Source organism: Aeromonas sp. SE22 (assembly GCF_038739755.1).
GTDB lineage: Bacteria > Pseudomonadota > Gammaproteobacteria > Enterobacterales > Aeromonadaceae > Aeromonas > Aeromonas jandaei.
Genome location: NZ_JBCGFD010000003.1, coordinates 462,071 through 474,927, shown reverse-complemented (window position 1 = coordinate 474,927; position 12,857 = coordinate 462,071). Strand labels below are relative to the sequence as shown.

The window sequence follows — 12,857 nt, the reverse complement described above, 5'->3', positions numbered from 1 at the left end:
TCTGGATGTAGTTCAATTAAACTAACTGAAACAGTGATAACCTGTTCATCCACATCCCTTCAACGCTGTGTCATGGGCAAATCGCTCCCTCCATCAGTCCGCCTTTGTTGCCGTGCCACACGAGCACGTTTTTTTTCTATCGCTCTGGTTTTCGCATCAGAGCGCATCATCAGTTGTCGATTATCGTTGAAGTAACAAAAACAGAAGAGCGCCAAGAAACACAAAGTCGGTACGATCACGTTTTTGTATGTCAAGATTATCGCATTGATGGGGTAGGCAAACTCCTGCAACCTGATGATGAACTCCAGCCCCATGGCAAAGGTGTTGCCACTGTAAATGGCGGTCGCCAGAGAGAACGTTTGATATGCCTTTGTCTCGACAAGCGGGTTGGCAACCTGGTATAGGAAGAATATACCTCCGCCGACGAAGACGATTGCACCCAGCACAGCCTTGAATGTCCTGGCAGAACTTTCTTTACGCAGGAGGCAGCGTAGGAGCAGGGTGGTAATCTTGATCATATGGCCAAAACCACCGAGTAGCGACATTAGCAAGGCCAATGGTACAACGACCAGTGTTTTGACGGCGGAGTCGGCCTTTTCAACAAGCGGCCCATCTCCGACAAAACGCGTTGCTGCAGAGTCGACCTCCGCATGAAGCTTGCTAATGGCCTGGTTAGCAATAGGTAGGTAAACAAGGCGCTTGATGTCATCAAAACGGGTGACAAGAGGGATCTGGCGACCCTTTGGTGCGCCCAATTTTTTCTGCACGGACTGCTGAACTTTCGCTGTCAGCATAAAGGCCTGAATACTCATGTATTTGGTCGGATTGCTGGTGCCAACTTTGTTACCTAAGGCTTTCCAAGTATTGCTATAGGTTTTCTGACGCACGATGGCGTTGAAGGTTTGGCGATCTGCAGGGTGCCAGTCATCCGGAACCGGCACCCCCATTTTGCGAACCTCAATCCTGACCATGCCAAACCGGCGTGGAGGAACACGATCAGGGGTGACCCCTTTGCCACGCAGCTTTTTGACATAACGTACCCAAGCATTGTCCGCAGTAGACTGTAAGCTGCTTGGACTAGTACGTTTAACTGTTTCATTAAATCCATTGGTGTAGTCGGCATACCGACGTTCTACTTCTTTTATAACCTCTGGCCAGATCTCATTATTGAACTGTGCCGGTGAACCCATGCACCCATCTCGATGCTTCATGTCCTCACAGGGTTTCATCACGTTAATGGCGATAGCCTTTTTCAGCAGACTATTCATCTCGGACTGAACGTTGGGGTAGCTGAATGCCAAGGACGGGAATATGGCCACGAACGCCATCAATGATGGTTTGTGTTCGAGAACATCGGGTGTGTGAATACTACGGATGTTCAAGGTACCATTAGAGAGGCTACGGCCTGCCATGGTTAGCAGAAAAGCCCCCTTTCGTGCTTCGGCACTGTCAAATTCAGAGGCGATGCGGTGGTCGATAAAGGCGTCTTGCGCCTGATGGTTGAGCCAAGTAAAGCCTGCGATCAGCATCAACGAATAGACAGCGCGAAGCAGGGGGTGAATACTCTGCTTGTCGATGAACAGACCGATAAACAGCAGTGAGATGGCGGTACCAGTCAGCAATCTTCCAATATCTTCTAGCGCATCGATCTCTTCGATCGTGGCTTCACGACTGCACAGGGCTAGCAAATCAGCACTAAAGGCAAGCTCGCAGACAAGGTAGATCACCGTCATCCAAAATAGTTTCGTGGATACCAGATGTGCAAATCGTAGTTTTACTTCTCCCATGTGACAGCCTTTTGTCCCTTATCGGCTGGCACCTGCTGGATCTGGATTGAACCGGTCTTATACTTCTTAACGCTGGTGATCTTGGGTGGGGATGGGATCGCCACTTTGGCTTTCGATGCGCTGGACTTGCCAGCGGCAACGCGACTCTGCGGTGAGGTGGAGGTCTGTGTCGAAGTCTTCTTCACTGGCGGCTGTTCGTATTCGTACTGACCTAATTGGTCTTTGTGAATATCGTAAGCAAACAGCGAGTCACTCTTATGGGTTGGATCTTCGAACATGATGTACTTACCGTCCCCCGATTGCCTATTGGCGGTATAAGGTTCACACTCAGGAAAGTGTTTGATGGACATACCGTCCGGCTGGTAACTGATAAGCCATTGTGCGGTTTTACAGGAGACCGAAGCCCCTCGCACAATGACGATCCCGCCCTGGCGAGAAGTTGGCCAGCTGTCGAGGGAGGTAAATCCTGTCATGCCATGGATGGGAATACCAATCAGGGAACCATAAAAGGTCATGTCGTAGGTATCGTCCATACGATTGCGGCGAACTTTGGAATCATAGTAACCACCCACGGTGGTCGGAAACGTCCACAAAGTTTCATAGGTACCCAGACTGGCTAGAGGGCCGATTATGGGTAGGACGCCACTTCCTTGTGTCGAACAGCCAGTCAGTAGACTCACAACCACTATGCCCATTAAAACCGCTTTATTCACGAGTTCTTTCCTCAAACTAAAAGCACCAAGACGAAGGGGGTTGTTGACCCAAGATGATCAGACATATCCCGCGAACCTAGGTGCTTGGATTCGAGTTTAGGTAAGAAAAGGGAGTGCCTAAATCATGATTTTAACATCATGTTACTGCACATAAGCTTACCAAAGCTGGAGAATAGAGAGAAGAAGGCGATGACCAAATTAGCGCCGTATGGAATCATTAATTCTGTTGGCTATTGCTGCAATTGTAGTGGCCAACTAAAATGGACATTGAACACCTCAGGTCATGGTGGCGACTGTACCACCTAAAATGGTGTACGGGATGATTAGACCACTACAAATCCACAAAAGATAAGAAACGTCAACAAAAAAGGCTTCACCCTACTAGTCAGGCTCAAGTCCTAAGGCATGCTTAACTTTATTTGTTTTATTAGCTGCTTTCGCCACAGGGTGCAACGCCCTTTGAATCTCGAAAGCAAGCGGCCTTAGCTCCTCCAAAGCACTAATTGCAGCATCAGCTTCCAGCTGGGCTTCTACTACATTAGGATCACGGATAATAGCTGCTAGCGTAGCCAGAATGGGAGATAGCACCATTTTCATCCTTTTTTCCATCTCAATAACTGTCAGTTTGGTCCAGCTTTCAGCTTGTTGTGCCATATCCTCAGCCTGCTCAGCTTTTAATAGTGCCATACGCATGCGCTCTAGAGCCTCTTTATCAACAGCTTTGACTTTATCATTCGCTTCTGCAATTCGAATCCCTAATGTCACCTCCTCTTCTGCTAACTTAATAAGTCTTGCTTCTGCCGCCTCGATCTTGGACGAGTGCAGGATCACGGCACCTAATACATCAAGTCTCTGCATTTTAACATGTTGAGCACCATATAATGCTGCTTCTCTGGCTACCTTAATTAACTGTTCTTCAGTGTAAAGTGCCCGTCCCTTACCCAACAATCCAGCTCGGTGTTCCACGACTTGCTTGGCAATAATCTGTTTGATCCTTCCCATACTCAACCCTATTGGTTTATCAGATATATTGAGTGCTGCATGGGCAGACAGGGCTCGCTGTTCAGCCTTCCACTCATCTCTAGACAACCTACGACGGCGTGGTCCAATACGAGCCAAGCCAAAACTCTGTGAGACCCTATAGATATCCTCTTGCCATGCAATCATCGCTTTCTTATAAGCACTATTTTGCATTCCCTTTCGCTCCCCACGAGCAGCTGACGCGTGTGCTGCAGCAACCCCTGGATGTACTGAACCGAAAGACTCATCTGATAGGGGGACAAGATAAAAGTGTATGTGTGGGTATTTTTCATCAAGATGTTCAACTACAGATTTTAATCTTTCACCATACTTTTTTTGCAGATGTTTAATCATTTCATCCCGATATTCCGGCCACTTATCATGCGGAAAATTATCAGGCACACTAACCACGCCCGCGGCTAGACATAGCCCATCAATTCTAACCTTTCTTCCCTTTGGATCTTTTGCCTTAGCAGCCCACTCGTGGGCAAGCTTTACTGCTTCAGATGGTGTTACTCCAAGGTGTTGCACGGGCATCCTAGGCTCACTAACATGGTCATGTGCACCAGGTTTTCTTTCAGCTTCATCAGCAATATCTTGTGCTGACATAACACGCCCAGCTTTCGATTTCCCTCCCCTTCTGCCATAGCCATCCAAATGCGCGAATTGATATCCTGCCATACAACCCCCAAAGTAACGTGACACTCGTACTCGTATTAGTTGAGATATTCCATCACATCAAAATACATACACCAAGCGACCGACTATGCTTATGTGATTGAGACCTTCGGCATCAATCAACATAAGCGTCGGCCCTGCGGGGCAAAAAATAAAACATGAATTTTGATGATGTATATCTGAGCCATAACATTTACCATTAAAATATAACCAGACCACAAATAAAAAGGAATACAGTAAAGATATTTATAAATTTCATTCATACTCCTTGTTTCGGTTGCAAGTAGTAAAATTTCTGGGACACTATAAATTCAAATATTTCCACTCAACATATAAAAACTACAGAATACCTACTGAAAAAACTTCCATTTCACTCAATGACGATTATCATAAAACAACCGACCAACAATACTATTATTAAACCTTTTAATATTACTTCCATTTTGGATGCATTGTAGTTAATATCTATATATGTCTAAGCCTTGCACTATAGGCTTTTCAAAAAACCGGAAGTATTGGAAGCTTTTATTGTTGTAACATCATATCGCATATGGAACATCAGCGCCGGTAAATTAGCCTACTCACTCTCCATATAGTCAGTAGCTCCAAGCAAAAATTCATCAACCCTCTTGGTCAGCACAATATTAGTGACAGTACCGTTGCTGCTCCTGACTCGATACTCACTGCCTAGTTCCTTTGCTATCTGTTTCAATGCCCGACTGACCGCATTAACTGAAAGTGTATTATCAATCCCATGGTAATGCATGTAAGACAAATAAAGATGGTAAAAGAATTTGTGTGGCTCTCTTTTGATATCCGTCTTACCACCCATTCGCAACCCGTTGGCTTTTGGCATAAATTCCACCATAGTACACAAATCAAAAAGTGGGTCCGCCTCCCGCTTAACTACAATCGCATCCATTGAACCCCTCTGTGCCAGCAGCTGCCTTTTGGCTTTCATGGGCTCTGGATACTGAGATAAGAGGTATCGGATAATGACCGGAAGTTCATTAGAAATTTTACTTTCAATTTGCGAATCCTCATCAGTAACGATGAATATAACCCTACGTCTTGCTATCCCACCATTTCTTTCAGTCATTTCCATAGGAGCATTATTTGTTACCAGTACAACAGCACGCACCTTGGCACTAAACATTGGCTTACCCTTTCTGTTGATAGCTACAGCATCTCCGCCAGTGATTGCTTTCAGAATAGCACCATCGCCTATGTATTTAGGCTGATCGGGTAACAATATTAGTCGCTTATCCCATAAACCTTCCAATCCGAAATCACTATCCAAAAGCCTCATTGAGCTACTACCAATATTTCGGCTACCGACAAGCAACGCACAAAGGTTTGCCATGATTGATTTACCACTTCCGCCCGAGCCTGTCACCTCAAGAAATAATTGCCAATCATAACGATGGGTCAATACCATAAATAATGCTGCTGTAATCCGATCCATCTTATCCATACATCCTTCAGCAGCATAACTCAGCCATTTGAAAAAATTAGGAGCATGAACCTGAATTGATTCCGCTGAGTTAGCTGCTGTATAGATTATTCCATTATGAGCGAGCAGCCCATCATCCGGATCATGAGTACGAAACTGGTTAGTTGCCATATCATAGACACCATTAGAAAAACCTATCAACTCATCATCGGATACAGGAATCTCAGGAATAATATCTTTCATAGTATGAACAACCATCTCCAACTTTGAACTACTAAAGCTCAGATGGTTTCTTTCAAATATCCCCGCTAACTCCCTGCGTAACCTAGCATCGCTCATATACTCCCAAAAACTCCCTGTATAGCGATACACATATGAAGATAACAGATCTACTTTTACTGACCCCAAATGCTCGCTCAAAATCCTTGCCTGTTGATTGGTTGACTTTAGATCTATAATCGTAGCCTCACTTTGTCGGCGCTCATCAACCCTACCGTATTTTTCAGACATATTAATTTCCTCGTAATTATAATACCACCGTATGTAGCGCTAAAATATTTAATAAAAGTTCTGTATAGAACAAAGATTACAAAATGAAAATTAAACTTTCGGATATGTAATTATAACTCTCCGGCCATCCATAGACCGAAGAGCTTAGTGTTAATAAATAAGCGATTGCCAATCTTGCGACAACATTTTCCAAGTGCAGCATCTGTACTTCTTTTACTTAAGCAGCGCAATAATATCTGATAATTCATACCGTCTATACTTGCTTCTCTAACTGGCACCCAATTATCAATATTCATAGCGAGCTCTTGAATCATATTACTCATAAAGCAATCTCCAAAATAGTGTTAATAATGAATTGAGTTAATCAATGTGAGTTGACACATACAGCCTATCAGCAAGATTCAGAATATATCAAGCAATATTTTTACTTTCTTTAATTACTAAGAAATTATATTTTGGCTCATATTTGTTAACTTTAACTCTCTGTAATATTAATACTCTTCAGAGGGAAGAATAATATTGTTAAGTATTAAGAATGTCTCCAAACACCGCTGTGATAGCTTGTTTTTTATTCTCTGTTGAATGGTGCACATACCGCTGTGTTGTGACGATTGTCTTGTGCCCCAAGACCTCTTTGATAACCGACAGCGGTTGACCACTCATCGCAAGATAAGAGCCTGTTGTATGCCTTAGACTGTGGAATACAAGTCCGGTGATCTCAGCCTGCGTCAAAGCGGCATACCAATGCTTATCAAAGTGTTTGAATGGGAAAAGGGGATCATCAGGGTGAGGAAACAACCAGCCATTCCCGACCTCTCGAAACTCTGCTAGTTCAGTCAGGCAAGCTCCAGTAAGCGGTAAAACTCGGTCTGTGCCGTTCTTAGTGTCACTTAGGTATGCGGTCTGATCTTGGAAGTTGATCGAGCTCCAGCGTAATCCCAGGAGCTCGGAGCGCCGAGCCCCAGTGCTTACAGCCATCAGTACAAGCAAGTGAAGACGCTCCCACTGGCTCACTTTACAAGCTGCTAATAGCCGATCCAGTTCCTCACGAGATGCAAAACGCTCACGCTGGCGGGCCTCTTTGATTTGCTTTATCTGACGGGCAGGATTGTGCTGACAATCATAACGGTCATTTATGAACTCGAACACGGAGGACAGCGCGGACTTGTACCGATTGTGGGTAGCAGCAGCGATGCCTTCATCCAACATCGACTGAAGGCACTTTTTAACGTCTTGTTTTGTGATTCTGCCGATTAGCTTGTCGGCACCAATCGCACAGGCCCACCAGTTGAGACGCCCTTTCACGTTAGGGTCTTTGCCGGTGTGCTGGTCGAGATACTCAGCTATAGCGTCTTGGAGAGATAACGTATTGAGCGTGACGTTAGCCAATGTTCCGGCCAAATCAGCATTGAGGGTAATCAAAGCAGCGAATTTTTCCGCTTCTTTTTTAATTCTAAATGTTTTATATACGCGAGAACCCTCCCGCATGAACTCCACACGGTAGGTTTTTCCTTTTACACCTTTTCGCTCTTGAACTTTAGCCATTCGACATCTCTCCGCCTGATTGCGCCTAGAAGATGTCAACTCACACTGACTAAGTTTGTAGCTTTACCTTTAAAATCAACATGTTAGATGGTGCCCGAGGCCGGAATCGAACCGGCACGACGCGAACGTCGAGGGATTTTAAATCCCTTGTGTCTACCGATTTCACCACTCGGGCACCGTAATCGGTATCAAGCTCGCGCCGCGGGCTTGTCAATATGGAGGCACGTTCCGGAGTCGAACCGGACTAAACGGATTTGCAATCCGCTGCATAACCGCTTTGCTAACGCGCCATGCAAAAGAGAGTTGGCTCTCTATTGTCTGAATTTGGAGCGGGAAACGAGACTCGAACTCGCGACCCCGACCTTGGCAAGGTCGTGCTCTACCAACTGAGCTATTCCCGCATCGGTCTGGCTGACTGCCTGACTACGAGGACGCATTCTAGCGATGTTCCCCGCCCAGTCAACCAGAAATATTTAATTAACTGATCGTTCGGGCGTTTTTTGCCCTTTTTGCACACTTTTAGCACCTTTGGCCGTTTCTTGTCTGAAATTGCGAGAAACGGCCTGTTACTGCCAGATAACTCAGAAGCTGGAGTGATGGGTCAGATCGCTCCACGCCGCCTTCATGTACTGGAACATGGACCAGAAGGTGAGCACGGTAGCGACATAGAGCAGCACGTAGGCCAGCCACACCATCCAGACGTTGTACTGCCAGATAAGACCGGTCAGCGACACCATCTGGATCATGGTCTTCCACTTGCCAATCCAGCTCACCGCTACCGAGGAGCGCTTGCCGAGCTCAGCCATCCACTCGCGCAGGGCGGAGATGATGATCTCACGACCAATCATGGTCATGGCGGGAATGGTGACCCAGATGGTGTTGTAGTGTTCGACGATGATGACCAGTGCAGTGGCCACCATGATCTTGTCGGCGACCGGGTCGAGGAAGGCACCAAAAGCGGTGGATTGATTGAGCTTGCGGGCAAGATAGCCATCAAACCAGTCGGTGGCAGCGGCCAGAATAAAGACGATGGCAGCGGCCAGATAGGACCACTGGTAAGGCAGATAGAACAGGATGACGAAGACGGGAATGAGCAAAATCCGGAAAAACGTCAGCATGTTAGGTATGTTTGTCATTATTTTCAGCCACTTCTTGTACGTCGCTACATAGTGCGCCAAAGCCGATTTGCGATGCAACCGCACTGACGCCCGTCTTGGTCTTTTTTAATCCATCAACCCTTTCGCAATACCGCGCCATTATGGCATTTACGGCCCCCCTGCGTCACGGCTCTTGTGCATCAAGGAGTTAGCGAATGTTCCCGGTTAATCATCACATGAAAAAAACAGTGTCATTCAACACTCAGGCTGAATGCAGGCCATCGTGGATGGCTTGGGCCAGCTCCTGACTGATGCCGGGCACCTTGGCCAATTCATCCACACTCGCCTTTTTCACCTCCTGCAGGCCGCCAAGATATTTAAGCAGAGCCTGACGCCGCTTCGGCCCCACTCCCGGAATATCCTCCAGCGTGCTGCTGGTGCGGGCTTTGGCTCGCCGTGCCCGGTGGCCGGTAATGGCAAAACGGTGGGATTCATCGCGAATATGTTGAATAAGGTGCAAAGCGGGCATATCTGCCGGCAAATGCAACTCTTCGTGGCTCTCCCCCATGATGAGCGTTTCCAACCCCGCCTTACGGGTGACCCCCTTGGCAATGCCCACCAGCAGCGGATATTTGCCACCGAGGAACTCCAGCTGGCGCGCCAGGATCTCTTCGGCGCGGCGCAGCTGGCCGAGGCCGCCGTCGATAAAGAGCACGTCCGGCACCTTGTCCGGCTCCTGCTGTTTGCCAAAACGGCGCTCCAGCGCCTGCTCCATGGCCGCGTAGTCATCGCCGCCGGTGATGCCATCGATATTGAAGCGGCGATATTCGAAGGAAAGCGGCCCCTCCCGATTGAATACCACGCAGGAGGCCACCGTGCGCTCCCCCATGGTGTGGGAGATATCGAAACACTCCATGCGGGTGATAGGACGCTCCAGCTCCAGAAGCTCTTCCAGCTGATCGTAGCGGGCGGTGATGGTACTCTTGTGAGCAAGCCGCGAGCGCAGCGCCGTCTCAGCATTGATGGAGGCGAGCTTGATGAAACGGGCCCGCTCGGCACGGGTCCGGCTCACCACCCGCACCTTGTAACCGGCGGTCTGACTCAGGGTCTCGGCGATGACGTTCTCATCTTCCAACGCCACGTCGAGCAGCACCTCGCTCGGGATCTGCCGTCCCCCCTGCCCCGACAGATAGAACTGCAGCAGGAAGGATTGCACCACCTCGTCGAGCTGGGTATCGGCCGGCACTTTCGGGAAGTAGCTGCGCGAGCCGAGCACCTTGCCCTGACGGATAAAGAGCACATGGATGCAGGCCGCCCCCTGTTCGAAGGCCACCCCCACCACATCGAGCTCGTCCAGTACGTTGCCGCTCACCGACTGCTGCTCGGTGACCCGGCGCAGCGCCAGGATCTGATCCCGGTAGCGGGCCGCCTCTTCAAAGCGCAGATCACCGCTGGCGGACTCCATCTTGCCCACCAGCTCGCCAATCACCTGCTGGTTCTTGCCCGCCAGAAAAAGCTTGGCCAACTCTACCTGCTGGGCATATTCGGCCTCGCTCACCAGTCCGGGCACGCAAGGACCGGCGCAGCGCTTGAGCTGGTAGAGCAGGCAGGGACGGGTGCGGTTGGCGTAGACCGCATCCTCGCACTGGCGTACCGGAAAGATCTTCTGCATCAGGTGCAGGCTCTCGCGCACTGCGCCACCGGAAGGATACGGGCCAAAGTACTCCCCCTTGATCTTGCGGGCACCGCGATGGACGCCGATGCGCGGATGCTGGTGCGCGGTAATGATGATCCAGGGGTAGGATTTGTCGTCCCGTAGCAGCACGTTGTAGCGGGGCTGGTACTGCTTGATCAGGTTGTGCTCGAGGATCAGCGCCTCGGTCTCCGTGTGGGTGACGGTGACCTGGATATCGGCGATCTGGCGTACCAGGGTGCGGGTCTTGATGCTGTCGACATTGGCCCGAAAGTAGGAGGCGAGCCGTTTTTTCAGATCCTTGGCCTTGCCCACGTAGATGACGGTGCCGCCGCTGTCATACATGCGGTAGACACCGCTCTGGTGCGTCACGGCGGCGAGAAAGGCTTTGCTGTCAAAAGGGGGCTCGGGAGAGAGGGTCATCGGCAACTCGACTCAACGGATGAAGGCAAAAAGACGGGGAGAGCATACTGCGCCCACTCATGAAAATGCAAAAGGGGGCTAAAAAGCAAAAGGCGGCAGATGCCGCCTTGGTGACCACACAACCCTGGTTACAGGGTGTCGGCATCCAGCATGCCGTAGCGAATGGCCAGATGGGTCAGCTCCACGTCACCGTTGATCCCCAGCTTGCTGAACAGGCGATAGCGGTAGCTGTTGACCGTTTTCGGGCTCAGGTTGAGCTGCTCGGAGATATCGGTCACCTTCTGCCCCTTGGTGATCATCATCATGATCTGCAGCTCCCGCTCTGAGAGGGACTTGAAGGGGTTCTCGTCCGCCGAGGCAAACTGGCTCAAGGCCATCTGCTGGGCAATCTCCGGGGAGATGTAGCGTTGACCGGAATGCACCAACCGGATCGCCTGAATCATCTCGTCCGGCCCGGCCCCCTTGGTCAGGTAACCGGCGGCGCCGGCCTGCATCACCTTGGTGGGGAAGGGATTTTCTGAGTGGATGGTCAGCACTATGATGCGCACATCGGGACGGATCCGCAGAATTTTGCGGGTCGCTTCCAGACCACCAATACCCGGCATGTTCATGTCCATCAGGATCACGTCCGGATGGTGCTGACGACAGAAAGCAACTGCATTTTCGCCACTCTGTGCTTCGCCTACCACCTTGATCCCGCGAACATCTTCCAGAATGCGTCTTATCCCTGTACGCACCAGCTCATGGTCATCGACCAGGAATACATTTATCACCCAAACACCCCGTTTTTTATCTCGTTTTGGCCGCCCGGTTAGGGTTAACAGGGCGTCTTGCATCATAACCAAACTCGCCGCTTTGGCAAACCATGCACGCCAAAAGTTTGATAAAGCGCATTTATAGTGTTTGTAATCAGATAATTATCGAGATACTCAAAACAAAAAACGGCGTCTTGCGACACCGTTTTTCTTATCTTCAGCCTACCGGATCAGCCCGCAAGAAAGGCTCGCACCTTCTCCAGATCGGCCTGGGTATCCACGCCAACCGGTGGCGCCTCGAGCGCCTGAGCCACGTGGATCTTCTCCCCGTACCAGAGCACCCGCAGTTGCTCCAGCGCCTCGACCTGCTCCAGCACGCTAGGCGCCCAGTCCACATAACGCTGGATAAAGCCGGCGCGATAGGCATAGATGCCGATATGGCGCTGGTAGTGGTCGCCAATCTGCTCGTGACCCTTGGCAAAGCGATCCCGATCCCACGGGATGGTGGCGCGACTGAAGTAGAGGGCATAGCCATCCTTGTCAGTAACCACCTTGACCGCATTGGGATTGAACGCCTCTTCGGCATCCCTGATCGGTACCGACAAGGTCGCCATCGGCGCCGTGGCAGCGGCCAGATTGTCCGCCACCTGACGAATGATGGCAGGCGGAATGAGCGGCTCATCCCCCTGCACATTGACGATGATGGTATCGGCAGCAAAACCGTAGTGACGGCACACCTCGGCCAGACGCTCGGTGCCGGACTGGTGATCCGGTGAGGTCATGCACACCTCGACGCCGGTGCTCAGCAGTGCCTGCTGCACCCGATCGTCATCGGTGGCGACGATCACCCGATCGGCACCGGATTGCAGGGCCTTTTCCACCACGTGCTGCACCATGGGCTTGCCATGGATATCGGCCAGCGGCTTGCCCGGCAGCCGGGTGGAGGCGTAGCGGGCCGGAATGACGACGACGAAACTCATGACGGCAGCTCGTCGCTATTGAGCGGACGGGCGCGGTTCTCCAGCAGCACCGGGATCCCCTCCTCCAGCGGATAGGCCAGCTTGTCAAAGCGGCAGACCAGCTCATGCACGGCCTTGTTGTAGTGCAGCTTACCCTTGCAGACCGGGCAGGCGATGATGTCGAGCAACTTGATGTCCAAAGCCAAAACGATACTCCTTCAACG

General features: G+C 50.1%; 11 protein-coding genes and 3 tRNA genes. All 14 read right to left on the bottom strand.

The genetic code is table 11. The features are described 5' to 3' along the window. Positions 1-59: 59 nt before the first annotated feature. Complete coding sequence (locus AAHA39_RS09140) at positions 60-1,787, bottom strand: hypothetical protein (RefSeq protein WP_320656937.1); 1,728 nt, start codon at positions 1,785-1,787, stop codon at positions 60-62. Beyond that, positions 1,775-2,500 (bottom strand): hypothetical protein, encoded by a 726-nt coding sequence (locus AAHA39_RS09135; protein WP_320656938.1) that lies wholly within the window; start codon positions 2,498-2,500, stop codon positions 1,775-1,777. Before AAHA39_RS09135 ends, AAHA39_RS09140 begins: the two co-directional genes overlap by 13 nt. Before the next feature lie 381 nt (positions 2,501-2,881). After that, positions 2,882-4,201 (bottom strand): plasmid recombination protein, encoded by a 1,320-nt coding sequence (locus AAHA39_RS09130; RefSeq protein WP_320656939.1) that lies wholly within the window; start codon positions 4,199-4,201, stop codon positions 2,882-2,884. Between the two features lie 574 nt (positions 4,202-4,775). Next, complete coding sequence (locus AAHA39_RS09125) at positions 4,776-6,161, bottom strand: DNA primase family protein (RefSeq protein ID WP_320656940.1); 1,386 nt, start codon at positions 6,159-6,161, stop codon at positions 4,776-4,778. 110 nt (positions 6,162-6,271) lie between these two features. Beyond that, a complete protein-coding gene (locus tag AAHA39_RS09120; RefSeq protein ID WP_320656144.1) occupies positions 6,272-6,484 on the bottom strand; it encodes a hypothetical protein in 213 nt (70 codons plus the stop codon). 199 nt (positions 6,485-6,683) lie between these two features. Then, positions 6,684-7,706, bottom strand: coding sequence for a tyrosine-type recombinase/integrase (locus tag AAHA39_RS09115; protein ID WP_320656145.1), 1,023 nt, complete (start codon positions 7,704-7,706; stop codon positions 6,684-6,686). Positions 7,707-7,794: 88 nt separating this feature from the next. Then, positions 7,795-7,881, bottom strand: a tRNA-Leu gene (locus AAHA39_RS09110). A gap of 41 nt (positions 7,882-7,922) precedes the next feature. Beyond that, positions 7,923-7,996: transfer RNA gene (locus AAHA39_RS09105), tRNA-Cys, on the bottom strand. Positions 7,997-8,031: 35 nt separating this feature from the next. Then, positions 8,032-8,107 (bottom strand) — tRNA-Gly (locus AAHA39_RS09100). A gap of 180 nt (positions 8,108-8,287) precedes the next feature. Beyond that, positions 8,288-8,842, bottom strand: coding sequence for a CDP-diacylglycerol--glycerol-3-phosphate 3-phosphatidyltransferase (gene pgsA / locus AAHA39_RS09095; RefSeq protein ID WP_041208501.1), 555 nt, complete (start codon positions 8,840-8,842; stop codon positions 8,288-8,290). Between the two features lie 223 nt (positions 8,843-9,065). Continuing rightward, positions 9,066-10,919, bottom strand: a complete 1,854-nt coding sequence (gene uvrC, locus AAHA39_RS09090) for an excinuclease ABC subunit UvrC (RefSeq protein WP_320656146.1) — start codon at positions 10,917-10,919, stop codon at positions 9,066-9,068. 128 nt (positions 10,920-11,047) lie between these two features. Further along, a complete protein-coding gene (gene uvrY / locus AAHA39_RS09085) occupies positions 11,048-11,692 on the bottom strand; it encodes a UvrY/SirA/GacA family response regulator transcription factor (RefSeq protein ID WP_033112896.1) in 645 nt (214 codons plus the stop codon). 212 nt (positions 11,693-11,904) lie between these two features. Further along, on the bottom strand, positions 11,905-12,654 hold the full coding sequence (gene kdsB, locus AAHA39_RS09080) for a 3-deoxy-manno-octulosonate cytidylyltransferase (RefSeq protein ID WP_041208503.1): 750 nt from the start codon (positions 12,652-12,654) through the stop codon (positions 11,905-11,907). After that, a complete protein-coding gene (locus AAHA39_RS09075; protein WP_005347033.1) occupies positions 12,651-12,839 on the bottom strand; it encodes a Trm112 family protein in 189 nt (62 codons plus the stop codon). The genes kdsB and AAHA39_RS09075 overlap by 4 nt, the downstream gene beginning before the upstream one ends. Between the last annotated feature and the right edge of the window lie 18 nt (positions 12,840-12,857).

Coding starts and splice junctions, on each gene's coding strand:
- AAHA39_RS09115 (WP_320656145.1), bottom strand. CDS start 7,706: ATGGCTAAAGTTCAAGAGCGAAAAGGTGTAAAAGGAAAAACCTACCGT.
- AAHA39_RS09120 (WP_320656144.1), bottom strand. CDS start 6,484: ATGAGTAATATGATTCAAGAGCTCGCTATGAATATTGATAATTGGGTG.
- AAHA39_RS09125 (WP_320656940.1), bottom strand. CDS start 6,161: ATGTCTGAAAAATACGGTAGGGTTGATGAGCGCCGACAAAGTGAGGCT.
- pgsA (WP_041208501.1), bottom strand. CDS start 8,842: ATGACAAACATACCTAACATGCTGACGTTTTTCCGGATTTTGCTCATT.
- kdsB (WP_041208503.1), bottom strand. CDS start 12,654: ATGAGTTTCGTCGTCGTCATTCCGGCCCGCTACGCCTCCACCCGGCTG.
- AAHA39_RS09130 (WP_320656939.1), bottom strand. CDS start 4,201: ATGGCAGGATATCAATTCGCGCATTTGGATGGCTATGGCAGAAGGGGA.
- AAHA39_RS09140 (WP_320656937.1), bottom strand. CDS start 1,787: ATGGGAGAAGTAAAACTACGATTTGCACATCTGGTATCCACGAAACTA.
- uvrC (WP_320656146.1), bottom strand. CDS start 10,919: ATGACCCTCTCTCCCGAGCCCCCTTTTGACAGCAAAGCCTTTCTCGCC.